Origin of the sequence: Sedimenticola selenatireducens DSM 17993 (assembly GCF_000428045.1) — a bacterium.
Lineage (GTDB): Bacteria > Pseudomonadota > Gammaproteobacteria > Chromatiales > Chromatiaceae > Sedimenticola > Sedimenticola selenatireducens.
On the sequence record NZ_ATZE01000009.1, the window covers coordinates 95,864 to 113,313 of the forward strand.

At 52.4% G+C, this 17,450-nt stretch carries 17 protein-coding genes; 8 read left to right on the top strand and 9 right to left on the bottom strand.

Going from position 1 to position 17,450, the window contains the following annotated elements; genetic code table 11:
* Window positions 1-5: 5 nt before the first annotated feature.
* Window positions 6-221, top strand: coding sequence for a cbb3-type cytochrome oxidase assembly protein CcoS (ccoS, locus tag A3GO_RS0108090; protein ID WP_029132973.1), 216 nt, complete (start codon window positions 6-8; stop codon window positions 219-221).
* Window positions 222-378: 157 nt separating this feature from the next.
* On the top strand, window positions 379-699 hold the full coding sequence (locus tag A3GO_RS0108095; protein ID WP_029132974.1) for a hypothetical protein: 321 nt from the start codon (window positions 379-381) through the stop codon (window positions 697-699).
* Between the two features lie 155 nt (window positions 700-854).
* Here the strand turns inward: A3GO_RS0108095 and A3GO_RS0108100 are convergent, their stop codons facing one another.
* Complete coding sequence (locus A3GO_RS0108100; protein ID WP_029132975.1) at window positions 855-1,514, bottom strand: hypothetical protein; 660 nt, start codon at window positions 1,512-1,514, stop codon at window positions 855-857.
* 143 nt (window positions 1,515-1,657) lie between these two features.
* Between A3GO_RS0108100 and A3GO_RS26080 the strand changes: the two genes are divergently transcribed.
* Complete coding sequence (locus A3GO_RS26080) at window positions 1,658-1,816, top strand: hypothetical protein (RefSeq protein WP_157606756.1); 159 nt, start codon at window positions 1,658-1,660, stop codon at window positions 1,814-1,816.
* Here the strand turns inward: A3GO_RS26080 and A3GO_RS26755 are convergent.
* Entirely contained in the window at window positions 1,808-2,194 is a 387-nt protein-coding gene (locus A3GO_RS26755) for a P-loop NTPase family protein (protein WP_029132976.1), read from the bottom strand. The genes A3GO_RS26080 and A3GO_RS26755 overlap by 9 nt on opposite strands.
* Window positions 2,195-2,853: 659 nt before the next feature.
* On the opposite strand from A3GO_RS26755, the gene A3GO_RS23100 reads away from it, so the two are divergent.
* From A3GO_RS23100 to A3GO_RS23105, 4 genes are all read left to right on the top strand, one after another.
* Window positions 2,854-3,423: a cupredoxin domain-containing protein gene (locus A3GO_RS23100; RefSeq protein ID WP_157606757.1), complete on the top strand. Its 570-nt coding sequence runs from the start codon at window positions 2,854-2,856 to the stop codon at window positions 3,421-3,423.
* A gap of 29 nt (window positions 3,424-3,452) precedes the next feature.
* The gene (locus tag A3GO_RS0108120; protein ID WP_084609916.1) at window positions 3,453-4,955 is read left to right on the top strand and encodes a cbb3-type cytochrome c oxidase subunit I; all 1,503 of its coding nucleotides are present in this window, start codon (window positions 3,453-3,455) and stop codon (window positions 4,953-4,955) included.
* Between the two features lie 162 nt (window positions 4,956-5,117).
* Window positions 5,118-5,975: a heme o synthase gene (cyoE, locus tag A3GO_RS0108125; protein WP_037374947.1), complete on the top strand. Its 858-nt coding sequence runs from the start codon at window positions 5,118-5,120 to the stop codon at window positions 5,973-5,975.
* Window positions 5,976-6,017: 42 nt separating this feature from the next.
* Window positions 6,018-8,411 carry a heavy metal translocating P-type ATPase gene (locus tag A3GO_RS23105; RefSeq protein WP_084609918.1) on the top strand — a complete coding sequence of 798 codons (2,394 nt, stop codon included), beginning with the start codon at window positions 6,018-6,020 and terminating at the stop codon, window positions 8,409-8,411.
* A 14-nt stretch (window positions 8,412-8,425) separates the two neighbouring features.
* On the opposite strand, the gene A3GO_RS0108135 is transcribed toward A3GO_RS23105, so the two are convergent.
* From A3GO_RS0108135 to A3GO_RS23115, 7 genes are all read right to left on the bottom strand, one after another.
* Complete coding sequence (locus A3GO_RS0108135) at window positions 8,426-8,812, bottom strand: DUF6858 family protein (RefSeq protein ID WP_029132979.1); 387 nt, start codon at window positions 8,810-8,812, stop codon at window positions 8,426-8,428.
* A gap of 44 nt (window positions 8,813-8,856) precedes the next feature.
* Window positions 8,857-9,354: an isopentenyl-diphosphate Delta-isomerase gene (idi, locus tag A3GO_RS0108140; protein WP_029132980.1), complete on the bottom strand. Its 498-nt coding sequence runs from the start codon at window positions 9,352-9,354 to the stop codon at window positions 8,857-8,859.
* 45 nt (window positions 9,355-9,399) lie between these two features.
* Window positions 9,400-9,675: a hypothetical protein gene (locus A3GO_RS26085; RefSeq protein ID WP_157606758.1), complete on the bottom strand. Its 276-nt coding sequence runs from the start codon at window positions 9,673-9,675 to the stop codon at window positions 9,400-9,402.
* A gap of 96 nt (window positions 9,676-9,771) precedes the next feature.
* Window positions 9,772-10,569 carry a GTP cyclohydrolase FolE2 gene (folE2, locus tag A3GO_RS0108145; RefSeq protein ID WP_029132981.1) on the bottom strand — a complete coding sequence of 266 codons (798 nt, stop codon included), beginning with the start codon at window positions 10,567-10,569 and terminating at the stop codon, window positions 9,772-9,774.
* 94 nt (window positions 10,570-10,663) lie between these two features.
* Window positions 10,664-13,408 (bottom strand): formate dehydrogenase subunit alpha, encoded by a 2,745-nt coding sequence (fdhF, locus tag A3GO_RS23110; protein WP_037374948.1) that lies wholly within the window; start codon window positions 13,406-13,408, stop codon window positions 10,664-10,666.
* Window positions 13,409-15,082, bottom strand: a complete 1,674-nt coding sequence (locus tag A3GO_RS0108155) for an NAD(P)H-dependent oxidoreductase subunit E (protein ID WP_335340021.1) — start codon at window positions 15,080-15,082, stop codon at window positions 13,409-13,411.
* An 81-nt stretch (window positions 15,083-15,163) separates the two neighbouring features.
* Complete coding sequence (locus A3GO_RS23115; protein WP_051301971.1) at window positions 15,164-15,718, bottom strand: SCO family protein; 555 nt, start codon at window positions 15,716-15,718, stop codon at window positions 15,164-15,166.
* A 325-nt stretch (window positions 15,719-16,043) separates the two neighbouring features.
* Between A3GO_RS23115 and mtoX the strand changes: the two genes are divergently transcribed.
* Entirely contained in the window at window positions 16,044-17,420 is a 1,377-nt protein-coding gene (mtoX, locus tag A3GO_RS23120; RefSeq protein ID WP_084609920.1) for a methanethiol oxidase, read from the top strand.
* Window positions 17,421-17,450 lie beyond the last annotated feature (30 nt).

The following is a 17,450-nucleotide window of genomic DNA, read 5'->3' on the forward strand; positions in this document are numbered from 1 at the left end:
GCCGGATGGACGTGATCTACGGTTTGATTCCCGGCATGCTGATTCTTGGCCTGGTGGGAGTGGTGGTGTTTTTCTGGGCCGCTAAAAGCGGTCAGTTCGAGGACCTCGAGGGCGAAGCCAGTCGCATTCTGATGGACGATGATCTGACGGAGACCAGGTCCACACCACCCGATGAGGGTACAAAGGACGCTGCCGAGGATAACCCGGATAAAGCCGGTTAGCGGCATTTGCTGCAATTAATTCCCCGGTGACCCTCCAGTCTGCGCATGCGCGAATAGCGCTTTTTATAGCCGCTCCTGCACGGTAATCGACAAGAGGCTAAGTGATGGATAATCGGGTTACATCTTATAAATCAGCGGGCAGGTCGCATCAGTGAGCATGAATGATCCATTTGGACGGGTACGGCAGAAACAGCAGAGCAGCTATGACTCGCTGAGGCGTTCGCTGATAGAGGCAGGGGTCGGCACCCGTGGCGCCGCCGAATCGGTGTTGAAGAGCATGTTGCAGCGGGCGGCTGTTATCACACTGCTGGTTATGCTGGTGACAGCGGCGGTGGCGCTGTTTCTTCCGCAGATGCGGGCCGCTGCCTTGACCTTGGCGTTCATTATCCTGTTTTGGCTGCTGGTGACGACAATGAATGGTTACAGCTTTGTCAGGCGCTATATCAAGGAAGAGTTATCTGTTGAAAAGGAGTGTTGATGCGGCGGTCGGGCAATGATGCCGGGTTACGCCTTTGGCTAACCCGACCTACCGGCGGCAGGATGGGCAAAGCTTACCGCTTCCTGCTCACGCTCCTTGCCTACATCCATGTAGGCAAGGCTTGCATGCCCATCACCTCCCTGACTGAATCCCGGTTAGTTTTGTAGCGGTTTCAGTACCTGGTCGAAGTTGGCCGGATTGATATACTGGAACACCTCTTTACCTTCCGGGTTGACGGCGATATCCAGTCCCTTAGCTGGATAGAGCCAGTGCGTGGTCGGTGATTCCGTTTCTTTGATTTTCTGTTCGGGGTCACCAAAACGGCTGGCAATCAACGCCTCATCCAGATCAGCGGCAGGGATATAGGTGATGAACGCGATCTTTTCCTGCGCCAGTCTTTCCATATCGCTACTGGAAAGCTCCACCTTGCGGGTGTCATCGCCCAACTTGCTGATCCGCTCACCGCGTTCAAACATCTCTTTCGCCTGCTTCTCGGTAAGCTCAAGATTGAGCACAACATCGGCCTTCAGACCGCTGATATAGATGCGTTGGAAATAGACCTCCACCATATAGCGGTTTTCCGGGGTCAGAAAGAGGCTGGCCTTACCCTGTGACTGAAAACTTTGGCGGGCCTCACCCAGGTTGCTTTTCCCCAGCACTATGCCGAATACCGAGAGATTTCCCTGGCTGTCCAGCCGCAGATCCCAGGGAAGCCTGGGATTCTCTTCAACCGTGCGCCCGCCCGGTAACAGGATTGCGGCGGCCAGGGCGATCAGGGTGGCGGTCAGTATGCCGAGAAAGATTTTGCGTTCCACCAGTTTCACCTGCCTGCGGATGGGTTCTGTTGACTGAGTACTAATCTGAGAATCTGTGGGGCGTTGTGAATTGTCATGTTGGTCAATCACGTCGGACTGCTATTCTAACCGACAATGGATCTGGAGAATATGGTGCAACGGTCATGGGCAACACGCTTTGGTTTATCAATCTGCTGAAAGATCACCCTTGGATTGGTTTTCTGATTGGCCTTGCCTTTGTCACGGTCATGTTCGGATCAAAGAATCTGGTGATCTATTTCTACTCACGCCACAAGTCGAAACAGATCGATCAGTCAAGATGATGCCGCTCTGCTTTCCCAATTGATACTTGATGAGCTCCTATCCCCCCAAAAACAGCCGCTCCACCTCGGGATTTTCCAGCAATTCCTCGCCGTGACTGGCCATGGCGACCTGTCGGAGACCAACACATAACCGATGTCGGCAAACTCAAGACCCTTGGTGGCGTTCTGCTCCACCAGCACGATAGTTTTGCCATCCTGATGTTGCAGATCGTCGAGGATCTCAAACACCCTGTCGATATAGCGCGGTTCTAGCCCGATGGACGGCTCGTCCACCAGCAGCATTTCGGGACTTGCCACCGGATGGCGCCCTGATCCATTGCCGGCGTCGCGCTCCCAGGCGGGGAACTTTGCCAGTGCCTGTTCAGTGCCTTCGTGCATCGCTTGGCGGCAAAGCAGAATATAAGAATATAACTTGATACAGGATTGTAACCCTCCCGGATTTTTTCTACTCGGGAACGGTCTGGTGAATACCTACAGACAGAGTGACATCCTGTGCCAGATTTGGGATGGGATGGGTGATTTGTCAAGGTTCCTGTTCAACTTACCCGGTACATAGTCACATTTAATTTTTCTTCTTCCAAATTACCCCAAAAAAAAAATACCATATATATCAGGATGTTTGAGTGCAGTTTGGTGTGTGCCTCGGTCGGTGAGCCGGAAATGGCACCAGGCGTTCCATAAAAGACGGCATATAAATTGCGTTATCTGCCGATTAAGATGGGTTTGCTCACGTTGTAACCAGACGTTTTGCGCAAAAGCCTATCAGGGATGACCTGAAAAAAGGGCATTCATAATTTAAGTTGATCGCGCAAGAATCAACAGGTTTGCAAGACCGTGAAACGCAGTAGTCATTTATAACATTCGCCATGAGGAGGGTATGTTTCATGCCATTAGCTTTGATGTTCGCAACTGAACCCGGATGACCGACGGCTTGTTTGATTTGTACTGTTCTCCAATAGCAGCAGCCATTAGCTCCGGTGGCATAGCGGCCTGTGGGAGATTCAGTTGTCCACCAATCATTGTAGAGGTATCAGAATATGCTTGATTTCCTATATCAAACGGGCTGGGGTGCATTTACCTTAATGCTCCTGTTTCAAATTCCTTTCCTGCTTGTATTTCCCTATATCGTCTATCGGAAGTGTTTTGTTAACCCAAAACCGGGTAATACGAATCCGAGGAAAATGACGCGCCTGGAAACGGTATGGATCGTCAGCGCGATCGCGCTTTTTGTGATCGTGAATCTGTACAGCATCAGTTACATGCCGATGTCCAGAACCGCAGCGACAGAAAAAACAGCCGCGGTTATTCAGGATGTAGATGTGACCGCACGTTCCTGGAGCTACGAAATTTCCAATCGACAGTTTGAAGTTGGAAAGCCCGTTCGCTTCTCTGTAAAAAGCGTCGATACGATGCACGGTTTTACCGTCTATCACCCGAATGGAAAAATACTCTTCAACATGATGCTGATTCCCGGATTGGAGAAGCCTTCATCACTCGTCTACACATTTACCGAACCGGGTAAATATAAGGTGCGCTGTCTGGAGTATTGCGGAATCGCCCATCACGGAATGCAAGATGAACTGACGGTCGTAAAAAGCGACGGTTAAGTTCAGGTACAGTACAAGAGGATTTTAATATGCTAACTGCAACAATAAGACGTACCCCAATCCTGGGGAAAATGTTTGATGTCGATGAGAGCACGGGGCTGTCCGATATCAATACCTGGCCGGCCATGATGATTATGACATCGTTTGTCTGGTTGATCGTGGCGATTCTGCTGGGTGCGCTGATGCCGGTTATTCAGATGGCGGAATTGGATGCCAATCTCTTCTATTCAGCAATCACGCTGCATGGTGCGGCATTGGCTTTCCCGTTCCTGTTTCAGTTCATGATGGGCATCAGTCTGCACCGGTCGGGTGGCTGTATGGGTAAGTCGGCGTCAGGAAAACTGACCACGTTGATTTACCTCTGTATGAATGGCGGTGCCGTGCTATTAACCCTGGCGGTGTTGGGCGGATTGAAAATCACCTACACCGTTATGTATCCGCTACCCCTGGTGGGTGCGCAGATGGGCGCGTGGAGCATGAACATGGTGGTGCTCGGGTTTACCGGTATCGCACTGGTTCTGACTTCTATTATCTTCCTCTATCCATTACAGATCATCCGCATGTCCTTCTTTGGCAAGCAGCGTGAAGAGTTGTTGCTGTCGGCGCGCACCCTTAAGGACCCCGGCATGCTCGGCATGGTGATGTCGGTCATGATCCTGCTTGTAACGGGGACACCGTTGATGATTGTTGCAGGTGCCTTGTTGCTGGCGCTTTATGGTATCGTTCCGCTGGAGGCGATAGCCTGGGCCTCCGAGCCCGTGGTTTTTCAGTATGTGTTCTATATTTTTGCACACAATCTGATGGAAGCCATGGCCATCATGGTGATCAGTGCCGTTTACGCCACATTGCCGCTCTACCTGGCGGATGGAACCCGCAAACTGTACAGTGACAAGCTTGCCAATCTGGCTCTTTGGATACTGTTGGTGACCTCGGTTACCTCCTTCTTCCATCACTTCTATACCACTAACCCGGGGCTTCCTTCCGCGCTAGCCTATCACGGTAATTTCATGAGTTGGGCAACCGGTGTTGGTGCCGCGCTTTCGACCTTTACTATTCTGGCGACTATCTGGAAACATGGCATAAAACCGGAACCTGGCTTGATGGCTATCCTGGCCGGCTTTGTTGTCTATATCCTGGATGGTGTCAATGCCATGGTGGCGGGAAATATCGCTGTTTCGTATCAGGTACACGGTACCCTCTGGGTGGGTGGTCATGCGATGTCGGTTCTGATCGCCATGTGTCTGATGTGGATGGGTGTTCTATATCACCACTATCCGGTAATCACCGGCAAAAAGCTGGATAAAAAACTCGGCAGTCGTTTTGTAACGCTCTATTTTATTGGTGCGGTTGGCCTGCTGTACTCTTTTGCGGCAGGTGGTGCCATGGGTATGCCAAGACGCTTTGCCGATTGGGATGCTGGTCCTGATGGTTGGATGATGGTAGGCATTGCTATCCTGATATTTGGTCTTTTCCTGATAGCCGGATTTGTCACCTACATGCAGAACTTCATGAGGTCGAGATCCATTTCATGAGGTTAATCGTGTTACCCAGGTGTAGGGGTGCGACACAATAGTGTGCCGCGCTTGTCGAGCGGGCAGGTAGATACCTCCCGGAGCCTGCCCGCTTCGACATTTAACGCTATATATTCGACAACCGGCCAACAGAGTCGGATGTGAAGATTGAGGTGGGATGGCATGATTAAACAGCTGGTTAATCTATTTAAGCTGAGAATAGGCTTTATCATGATGCTGACAGCGCTCGTGGCGATGGCGGCCACGCCCGGGCGTTCGGTCACTTTGACTGAAATGATTGTTCTGGCGCTCACCGTGCTTGTCGCGGCCGCCAGTGCCGGTGCGTTCAATCAGTACTACGAGACCGATCTCGATGCACTGATGGCGCGCACCAGAAATCGACCTTTTGTGACTGGTGTGTTAACCAAGGGGCCATTCTGGTTGATGGTGATCAATGGGTTGCTGTTCGTGAGCGTGGCGATTGCTGCTGTTGTTCTGAACGGCATGGCGGCACTCTACATTTTTCTCGGCGCCTTTTTTTATGCGGTGGTCTACACCGTCTGGTTAAAGCGGCGTACCTGGATGAATATTGTGATTGGCGGAGCCTCGGGCAGTTTTGCCGTGCTGGCTGGAGCCGCTGCCGTTGATCCGGTACTGACACCGGTTCCCATACAGCTGGCACTGGTCCTGTTTTTCTGGACACCTTCCCATTTCTGGAGCCTGGCGATTGCTCAAAACAAGGATTATGCCGCCGCCGGCGTGCCCATGCTGCCTGCCATAGCGGGCAACGAGTATGCAGCCAAGGTCGTACTGGGGAATACGCTGATCCTGGTCGGCATTTCCATAATGCCCTATTTTTACGGTATGGGATGGCTGTATCTTCTGGGGGCTGTGAGTGGTGGGGGGTATTTTCTCTATCGAAACCTGAAAATGATTCAGGATGCGGGAAGGAAAAATGCCATGGCGAGCTTCTTTGCTTCACTGATACAGCTCTCGTTATTATTGATAGGGACGGTACTCGATGTGCTGATTTTGTCGTAAGCCGGGATTAAGCGTTCGACAGTGAGAAGATAAGGATTACGAATGGATTGCAAACTGTGTGGTTTGCCAACACCCAATCCCCCCGTTCAGCAGGATGGCCATGTCTTCTGTTGCTATGGGTGCAGCACGGTCTACGAACACTTCGGTGAGGCGGTGTTGGATTCGTATAAACGGATTGAAGAGGCTGGGCCTGCTTTACCTCCTGAAGGTAAAGAGGCCTTTCTTCGAATCGAAGGGATGCACTGTGCTTCTTGCGAATTCATGCTCAAAAAACTGGGAGAGCGGGCCAAGGGCGTGCTCGATGTAACCGCCTGCTATGCAACATCCACCGCCAAGGTGACTTTTGATCCGGATATCATTGATGAGTCTGATCTACCCCGGGTGTTGAGTCAGGCCGGTTACAGGGCGGGTTTCAGATCCGAGGTTCTCGAGCAGCGAGACAATGATTTGTCACTTCTCAGGCTGCTCACGGGGGTGAGTCTGTCTGCTATCGTCATGATGCTGTATCTGGCATTTTTTTACCCGAGCAATCTTGGGTTGGTGCCCGCGGAAGACCTTGAATCAATGCGTTGGCTGGCATTCTATGCGGCGCCACGTGTGATGTTTCTCCTAACCACGGTTCTGATCTTCTACGTCGGTTTTCCCATACTGCGTGGAGCATGGATCGGGGTCAGGGCCGGCGCCTTGAATATGGATAACCTGCTTGCCATTGCTGTACTGGCCGCCTACGGGTACAGCATCCATCAGATGTGGATCGGATCCCATGATCTCTATTTCGATGTCGCCGCAGTTATTGTGACTGTGGTAACGGCCGGAAGATTCTTTGAAAAAAATGCCAAGCTCGATGCTACAGCGGAACTTTCCCGGATAATTTCCGCCTGGAATCCGAAGATAAGGGTGATTCAGGATGAGGGTTTTGTTGAAAAGAGTATGGATGCGCTTCACCCGGGTGACCGCTTTGTTGTAACACAGGGGGAGTTCATACCCGTTAACGGAACCATATTCCAGGGCGTTGGCGCGCTGGATGAGTCGCTCATGACAGGCGAGCCCCATCCGGTGACGCGAGGCGCAGGCGCAGAGGTTTTGGGTGGGACAACCCTGGTTGAGGGTGAACTGACTGTGACGGTAGGTGAGTCAGTTGAGAGTCAGATGGAGGCATTGACCCGTATTCTCTGGCGTGCCCAGAGTACGTCGGATGGTCTGCTTGGAATGGCCGACCGATTCGCCCGGGTGTTCGTGCCCCTGGTTCTGGTCCTGGCGGCCGGAATTACGTCAGGCTTGTTGCTGAATGGTGCTTCGACCGGTACAGCCCTGCTGGCCGGGTTGGCCACGCTGATTGTCTCCTGCCCCTGCACATTTGGATTGGCTGTACCGCTGACTACCGCTGCTGCCGTCAGCACGGCTCTCAAGCACGGCATCATCATCGGTCGCTCGGCGGCGTACGAAAAATCCGCGCACATAAAATCCATTGCACTTGATAAGACAGGCACCCTGTCGACGGGAAAAATGCAGGTTACAGCGGTTTACGGTCCACCTGAGGTTGAATGGTATTCCGCCGCCGTTGAACGCTTTTCACAACACCCGGTTGCCAATGCCATCGCGCGACTGGATGCCAGGTATGAGGCAATCAACCCGGTTATTCATCCCGGTAAGGGGGCCGAGGCTTTGGTTGATGGGAAACGGGTGGTGGTCGGTAGCCAGACACTTTTCAGATTGTTGAATTGGACCATTCCGGATCAGCTTCAAGCCCAGGTCAAGGGTGCACCCGCAGGTGGCGTGGTGTCCTATGTTGGCTGGGCAGGTATGGCGATAGGCGCTATCGTGACGGGTGACCAGCCTCGTCCCGGTTGGAAAAAATTTGTTGCTGAATTGCGGCAACAGTATCGGGTTGTCATGCTAACCGGTGCGGAGCGGACGGATGGGTATGAGTCCGCCGTGGATATGCATCATGCGGGCGTACCCCCTGAAACCAAGGCAGTCATTGTCAGGCAGCTGCGTGAGGAGGGGGGCGTTGTCATGATTGGCGACGGGAGTAATGATGGGCCGGCGTTGGCGGCAGCGAACCTGGGTATCGCTTTCGGTGTGCCCACATCATTGGCAGCCGATGCCGCTGATCTGATTATTCCGGGTGACAGGCTGGATCGCATTACCATTGCACTCGACCTGTTGGGCAGTGTACGTCGCCGGGTGCACCAGAACATAGGCTGGGCACTATTGTATAATGCCATAGCAATTCCTCTGGCTTTGTCGGGCATGTTGAATCCGCTATTTGCGGCACTGGCGATGGCATCAAGCAGTATTCTGGTGGTGTGGAACTCGTCCCGATCACTGGAACAGGATAGCTGGCATGTGCTACAGGATGAGGCTTGTCCGTCTGGACCTGATGATTGGTCCAGGCTGGGGAGTAAAGTCCCTCTTGAAACAGCAGGGACCTGATTGCTGGTGAATCCTCAGGTTTTCAGTGATTTGATCATTTCAATCATTGTTTGGTTCGCCTGGGCATTCGGCGCTTCCATGAAGTTAATGACATAACTGTCACTCATCTCACACACACCTATACTGCGTGGCCGCACTGCCAATACCTCTGGAGTTGGCAGTTCCATACCAAAGCAGAAGACGATATTCTTGGCCGCACATATGTGCGGGTTGATTTCCCCGTTCAGTTTCTTTGTGTGTTGATACTGATCAAAGATGTCAATATAAGCGATGACCGGATGATCCTGAATCATCTGCTTCAGATCGGCAATGATTTCATCAACACTGTTGTGTCGGATTTCGTCTTTAGCATAACTGATCTCATACAGTGAGTACTTTTCCTTAAAAATCTTCTGCTTCATCGTTTTCTCGTTTTATTAAATGGGAATGATAATAGGGGGCAGGATCAGATCAGCCGTTGCCTGAAATACTCTCTTAACCAGTAGCTGTAACAGTTTGCGGATCTGATCTGCTGGCGAATCGATTCCAGTCTATACCAGCCCCAGTCGTCCGCTTCGTCAGGGTCCGGGTTTACCGGGCCGGTATAGTTGCCAAAAAAGAGATGAACTATCTCGTTCTCAATCATCTCTCCGCCGACATTGGCTTCATAGTGGGTCACAGCCCGCCATGTCAGGTCGCAGCGGATACCCATCTCCTCAGCCAATCTTCGATGGGCGGCAGCCGGCAGACTTTCATCAGGTCGTGGATGCCCACAGGCTGCATTCGCCCATAAACCGGCGGAGTGATATTTTTTGCGACTTCTCCGCTGCAGTAGAATGTTAGAGCCGTTTAGTAATATAACCGAGAATGCCCGGTGTCTCAGGCCCTCACGGTGTGAGGCCATTTTTTCGCCCACGCCTATTTGCCGGTCATGGGCATCTACCAGTACAACGTATTCCTCCATATCCGACCTCTTTTAAAAAAGTGAACGGCCAGTGCCAAGGTTCAATCAGATTCCAAAGAGACGCCGAAGCAAACTCAAAAATCCGCTTCGTGGTGGTTCATTGTAATCTGATTGTGGCGCAGTTACCGCTGTTAGGGTATTGGCCGAATAGCCTATCGAAGTGCCGTTGTCCATATCCGCCCGCAGCGCATGCAGTTGTTGGTAATGTCGTAACAGGGTTGAGTCTGTAGGCGCTCTTTTCAGCGCTTCATACTGGCTCATTTTTTCTGCTGTCAGGGCATGTCTTCTGAGTACGCTATCTTCTGGATAGTTTGATAACACCAGGCACCTCCGATCGCTTTTGATGTTTAATGATCTGTTACACTCTGTTAGAGTTTCCTGATCCTTGATAAGGCAGCACGCTAACACTGTTGAAATCTAAATGGTTTTATCCTTGGTTATCAGCGCATAGGCTGAGTGATTGTGTATCGACTCGAAATTTTCTGACTCCACGCTATATGCTGAAATACGTTTCTCGGCGTTCAGTCGGTTTGCAATATCCCGCACGATATCTTCAACAAATTTGGGATTGTCATACGCCTTCTCCGTGACATATTTTTCATCGGGTCGTTTGAGGACGGAAAACAGATCGCAGGAAGCTTCTCCCTCGATCAACTCAATCAGCTCCTCAATCCAGATGAATCCGCCAATACGCGCAGTCACCGTGATCATGGATCGCTGGTTGTGGGCGCCATATTCCGAAATGCCCTTCGAGCAGGGGCAGAGGCTGGTGGCTGGAACCGCAACCCTGATACTTACAGCGAGTTCATTCTTATTCAATTCGCCAATAAAACTGATGTCATAGTCCATAAGACTTTTTACCCCGGAAACCGGTGCCGACTTTTCGATAAAGTAGGGGAAATGCATCTCTACATGGCTGGTCTCCGCCTCCAGCCGGTCGTTGATTTCAAACAGCATTTCGTGAAAGGAGCGCACGGTGATCTCTTTTTCATGTTCGTTGATAATTTCAATAAAGCGTGACATGTGCGTACCCTTGAAATGCTGGGGCAGGCTGACATAGAGGCTGAAGTCAGCAATTGTGCGCTGTTCACCACCGCTTCTGTCTTTCACCAGGGCGGGGTGACGAATGCCTTTGACACCCACTTTGTTGATGGGTATCTGTCGTTTGTCGGCTCTGTTTTGTACATCTTCCAGGGCGAGGGCAAGGTTGTTCATTCAGATTCTCCAGTGTTGAGAGCGGATTACCAGCCATGAGCCAGGCGCATGGCTCATGGGTCGCTCATCGGCGTCACGCAACAGGGTGCCCGGTTCATGCCGGTTCAACTTGAACAGCACAAAATTTGAATTCGGGTATTTTGCCATCCGGGTCCAGCGCCTCATTGGTTAACAGGTTTGCTGCTGCTTCGTAATAACAGAAAGGCAGAAATATCTGTCCCGGTTTGAGTCCGCGGTCGCTCCGTGCCTGCGTGATCACTTCTCCGCGTCTTGATCGCAAACGGATGGATTGTCCAGCATGCAAGCCTATCTGTTTCAGGTGATCGGGATGCAGCATGGCGACTGCTTGCGGTTCCAGGTTGTTAAGTACGCTTGCCCTGCGGGTCATCGCCCCGGTATGCCAGTGCTCCAGTTGTCTGCCGGTGATCAGAATGTTCGGATACTCCTTGTCAGGTAGTTCATCGGCCTGGCTGAAGGTGGCTGGAACCAACGCGGCCTTCCCGCCTGTGCGTGGGAACTGTTCCTGGAAGATGACTGGCTCCCCCGGGTCACCCTCCTGGCTACAGGGATAAGTGACCGCGCTCTCGGCCTCGACACGTTCCCAGGTTATACCGGCAATACTGGGCATGGCCTGGCGCATCTCATTGAATACATCACGCGGACCCGCGTAGTTCCAGTCCAGGTTCAACCGACTGGCCATCGACAGGATTATATCCAGATCCTGTCGCGCCTCTCCCGGGGGGGTGATGGCTTGTCGGCCCATCTGTACGCGTCTGTCTGTATTGGTAAAGGTACCGGTTTTTTCCGGAAAGGCCGAGGCGGGAAGAATGACATCCGCATAGTGTGCGGTCTCGGTCATGAAGATGTCCTGAACCACCAGATGCTTCAGGGAAGCCAATGCCTTTCTCGCATGATTCAGATTGGGGTCGGACATGGCGGGATTCTCTCCCATGATGTACATGCCGTTTATTTTTCCGTCATGTATGGCATGCATAATCTCAACTACGGTTAGCCCCGGATCAGGATCAAGCGCAGTTTTCCAAAGCGCCTCAAATTTCTCCCGTACCCCGATATCGTCGACACGTTGATAATCGGGGTAAACCATAGGTATCAAGCCAACATCTGAGGCACCCTGCACATTGTTCTGACCTCGCAGCGGGTGCAGGCCGCAACCGGGCCGGCCAATCTGTCCGGTAATCAATGCCAGGTTAATCAAACAGCGCGCATTATCAGTGCCATGCACATGCTGCGACACACCCATGCCCCAAAATATCATTGAGCCTTTTGAGCTGGCATAGATTCGGGCTATCTCATAGAGCGTATCGGCGGGTATGCCGCAGATCGGCGCCATTCTTTCCGGTGCAAACTCTTCCAGATGCCGCTTTAATGTTTCGTAGCCCTCTGTGCGTTGCTCAATAAATGTCTTGTCTACCAGATCCAGTTGAATGACTGCGTGCATGATGGCATTTAACATCGCCACATCGGTGTCGGGATTGAACTGCAAGACATGATCGGCATAACGAGCAATATCGGTTTTTCGCGGGTCCATCACGATGAGGGTTTTTCCCGCTCTGGCGGCATTCTTGAAAAAGGTGGCGGCAACGGGATGGTTGGAGGTGGGATTGGAGCCGATCAGCACAATCACTTCACATAAATCCACGTCCGAGACGGGATTGGTCACGGCACCTGAGCCGACCATCTGTAGCAGCGCCGCAACGGAAGAGGCGTGGCACAGGCGTGTACAGTGATCGATGTTGTTCGTATGTAAGCCGGTGCGGATCAGTTTTTGAAACAGGTAGGCCTCTTCGTTAGAGCCCTTGGCCGATCCGAACCCGGCCAGGCCTGCGGGACCCTGACTATCCAGAATCTCCTTCAACCCGTCGGCGGCGTACTGCAATGCCTCTTCCCAGCTCGCCTCGCGAAAGTCGCGTAATGGATGCTCATAATCCATATCCATTTCAACATGCTTTGGGGCATCGGTTTTGCGGATCAGTGGTTTGGTCAGGCGCTGGCGGTGATTCACATAGTCAAATCCATAACGCCCCTTGACACAGAGGCGGCCGCGGTTGGCCGGTCCATCGCGTCCCTCGACAAACTGTATACGGTTGTCTTTTATATGATAAGTGAGCTGACAGCCTACGCCACAATAGGGACAGACCGAGTGGACCTGCCGGTCAATAGCCTGCTTGCCCGCATCGCCGGCCGGCATCAGTGCACCGGTGGGGCAGGCCTGTACACACTCTCCGCAGCCGACACAGCTTGATTGACCCATCGGATCGTCCATGTCAAATATGATCTGTGCCTGGCTTCCCCGGCCGGAAAAACCGATCACATCATTGGCCTGTTCCTCCCGGCAGGCGCGCAGACAACGGCCACATTGAATACAGGCATCCAGGCTTACGCTTATGGCGGGATGAGATAGATCCTGTTCGGGTTGTCGGCGTGGCGGAAACCGGCGCTCGGTGACATGCAGTTTTTTGCACCAGTGGTCCAGTTCGCTGTTGGGGGTGAGTGAGGGTGTTTTCGGAATATCCGATTGCAGCAGCTCCAGAACCATCTTTTGTGCCGTTGTCGCACGAAGGGAGTTGCTTTCCACCGACATGCCTTCACTGGGATAACGACAGCAGGATGGCGCCAGCGTCCGCTCACCGGAAATCTCTACCACGCAGGCCCGGCAATTCCCGTCGGCACGCAGGGTGTCGGTAAAACAGAGATGCGGTATCTCCACGTCATGCCGTTGGGCGACCTGCAGAATGGTTTCATTGGGCTGAGCAGTGACGGTCACACCATCCAGTGTGAACGAGATTGTGGTTCCATCGCCTTTCAGATTCGAGGCCATTTATGCAAACTCCTCTGGAAAATACTTCAGTGCACAGCGGAGTGGATTTGGAGCGGCCTGGCCAAGGCCGCAGATGGAGGCGTCCGACATCACCTGGCAGAGCTCCTGTAACAGGGGCTGGTCCCATTCCTGTTCACCCATCAGGATGGCCGCTTTGCTTGTGCCCACACGACAGGGCGTGCATTGACCACAGGATTCGTGGGCGAAGAACTGCATAGCATTCAATGCCTGTTCACGCACGCTGTCCTGGTCGGACAGGACAATAATCGCCGCCGATCCGATGAAGCATCCATATTCATTTAACGTATCGAAGTCGAGCGGGACATTGCTCAGGGAAGCCGGCAGTATGCCGCCCGAGGCACCGCCCGGGAAATAGGCTTTTAGTTGGTGTCCGTCCTGCATGCCTTCACAATATTCATCAATGAGTTGCTGCAGGGTGATCCCGGCAGGCGCAAGATACATACCGGGTCTTTTTACTCGACCACTGACGGAAAAACTGCGCAACCCCTGTCGGCCATTACGACCATGTGCACTGAACCAGTCAGCCCCTTTCTCCAGCAACTCACGGACCCAGTAGAGGGTCTCCATGTTGTGTTCCAGTGTGGGTAATCCGAACAAGCCTTTCTCGGCAATATACGGCGGGCGCAACCGGGGAATACCCCGCTTGCCCTCTATGGATTCGATCATGGCGGACTCTTCACCGCAGATGTAGGCCCCGGCTCCCCGCCGTAGTTCGATTTCTGGAAGGTGACATGGTGGATCAAGATTGAGTGCTCGCAATTCACGTTGCAGTAGTGTACGAATACCGGCGTACTCGTCGCGCAGATAGATGTAAATCTTTTCAATACCCACTACAGTGGCGGCAATCAGCATTCCTTCCAGAAAATGATGCGGATCGCGCTCCAGGTAATACCTGTCCTTGAATGTGCCCGGTTCTCCTTCATCTATATTGACAGCCATCAGACGCGGGGCAGCAAAGCCCCGCACAATGCGCCATTTCCTTCCGGCAGGAAAACCCGCGCCGCCAAGGCCACGCAGGTTTGCGTTCTCCAGTGTCTCAATGATTGATTCGCAGGTTGCTTCATCACCTTCATTGACCAGGTCTTTGAGTCGCTGATAGCCGCCCGATTCAAGATAAGATGAATAGGTGAGTGCTGCCTTGGGTATGGGTTCGTCATGGATACCCTGATCAACTGTCTTGTAGACGCGATCGGGGGTGGCAAACGGGATCGGATTGGTACCCACGACAGCTACAGGCGCGTTCTCACATCGTCCGATACAGGGAACCCGTTGCAGGCGAACAGCCTCACCCAGACCAGCCTGTAATTCAGTAATGAGGGTTTCGGCACCTGCCAGGTTACAGCTGATGGAGTCACATACCCGAATCGTCAGTGCCGGTGGCTGGGGGGCATCATCCTTGATGATATTAAAGTGATGATAAAAACTGGCCACTTCATACACTTCACCGGTCGAAAGCCGAAGTATCTCCGCCAGTGCGGTCAATATGCCGCTATCCAGGTAGCCCCGGTCATCCTGAATACGATGCAAGTATTCAATCAGCCGATCACGACTGGTGTTTCCATCATCCAGGTACTGCTTTACTGCCGTCAGGTCTGCAGGTGCGGCCTGCCGACCTCTTCTGCGGGGTTTCCTGCCTGTTGTTTTTACTTTCAACAACATATCCTCATTTTTTATTTCTGCCAGCTATGAGTAGATCTCAATAACCCAATAATAGGACCTGCCTTGACCCTGGCTTTATTCGGATGGTTGATTGATGGCATTCATCAGACTCTCGGCCAAGGCTTGGGGGGGGAGTCCGTGGGGTAGAACCGTCATCAGTTTTCCCTCTCGGTCTATCACGTAAAGGCTCGCGGTATGATCAATGGTGTAATTGGGCGTTTCACCCTTGCCTACGAACTGGAACCGAGCGTGATAGCGCCCGGCAATTTCCGCAATGTCTTCTGCATCACCCGTCAGACCAATCAGCCGCGGATGAAAATATTGCGTGTACTTACTTAGAAACACAGGGGTATCCCTGTCCGGGTCTACAGATATAAAGAGTGGATCGACTTGTTGCGCAGCGTCGCCGATGCTGTCCAGGGCACTGCTGATGGTTGCCAGTGCTGTCGGGCAGATGTCGGGACAGAAGCTGTATCCAAATGAAAGTATGACAATATTGCCGCGCGAATCGGCCAGCGAATAAGGCTTGCCGTTGTGTGCGGTCAGGCTGAAATCACCACCCAATCCGAATGCCGTGCCGCCGGTGATTAGTAGTAGTGCTATGAATGAGTACTTAATTGATCTGCGCATGAAGTTCTCCAGATTATCCCCCTACAATGCAGCTTTAGTGCCAACTTATGCAGGCCTGTCCTGCCTGATCAGAAACCCGATAAGTGTTGCAGACACTGTGCAACAGCGTGTGTATGTGTAACAGCGACGGCGCACCGGACAACTCTGCATGCGCATTGAACGCTTGTAAAAACTGATATTTGTCAGTTTGGCATCTATCTTGCGGTATGTCCGCACACCGCTGGAGATCGCGGTGATGATCAGGCTGGCGAAGTATTCCCCAACTGCTTGGGGCTTTAACCCAGCAAACAACCAAATAGAGTGAAGAGTTGGAGGAAACCACCTTATGCAAAAGCAACACAAAGGGACATTCAGTCGTATTCTTATGGCTGCCTCGTTGGCAGCAACGACACTGTTTACTGCGATGCCTGCCAGGACAGTCGCTGATGAAACCTGCCAGTCACCCTACATGGCGAAGATTGTCGGCCAGGAGGATTTTGTCTATGTCTGGACTCTGGGTGTCGATGGACTGGGGGATGGTCAGGACAAACTGGTCACGGTTGACGTGAATCCGAAATCCATGAATTACGGTAAGGTCATCAATAGCCTCTCTGTCGGGGGGCGCAACGAGGCCCATCACTCGGGATTTACCGATGACCGTCGCTATCTCTGGGCCGGAGGTCTGGATACCAATAAGCTGTTTATATTTGATGTTCATACAGATCCGGCCAAACCTCAGCTTCACAAGGTGGTTACAGACTTTGTCGCGAAGAGTGGGGGAGTTGTTGGCCCCCACACAACCTATGCCTTGCCGGGCCGTATGATGATCACCGGGCTGTCGAACAATCAGGATCACGGGGGGCGTACAGCATTGGTTGAATACACCAATGAAGGTGAATACGTGGCAACGCACTGGATTCCAACAGATCAAAACCTGCAGGGCGCCAAGAAGGGTGGTAATTTTGCCGATGGTTATGGCTATGATATTCGTGCATTGCCACGTCGCAATGTGATGGTGACTTCGTCATTTACCGGCTGGTCAAACTATATGATGGACTTTGGCAAGATGCTGCAGGACAAAGAGGCCATGAAGCGTTTTGGTAATACGGTAGTGGTATGGGATCTGCACACGCGCAAGCCCAAAAAGGTACTCGATGTCCCTGGAGCGCCGTTGGAAGTCCGCTGTGCATGGGAGTCCGAGAATAACTGGTGTCTGACAACGACTGCGCTGACTTCCAAAATCTGGATGATCTATGAGGATGAAACGGGCGAATGGCAGGCCAAGGAAATTGCCGATGTGGGTGATCCTTCCAAGGTGCCTCTTCCGGTTGATATCTCCTTGCTGGCTGATGACTCCGGTCTGTGGGTTAACACCTTTATGGATGGTACCAGTCGCTTTTTTGATCTGAGTGATCCGCACAATCCCAAGCAGACCTATGAAAAGAAGATAGCGGCACAGGTCAATATGGTGTCGGAGAGTTGGGATGGAAAACGCGCTTACTATACCAGTTCCTTGCTGGCTAACTGGGATAAAAAGGGGCAGGACAATGAGCAGTATTTCAAGGCCTATCACTGGGACGGCAAACAGTTGACCGAGCAGTTCTCCATAGACTTTGTAAAAGAGAAATTGGGGCGCGCGCATCAGATGCGTTTCGGTGCCTACTCGCTATATGCCAATAACAGAAGTACAGAAAAGGGTCAGTCTGCCGTCGCTGCAAAATAGCAGGTTTTTCCCGACACCCCTGCCGGGTTC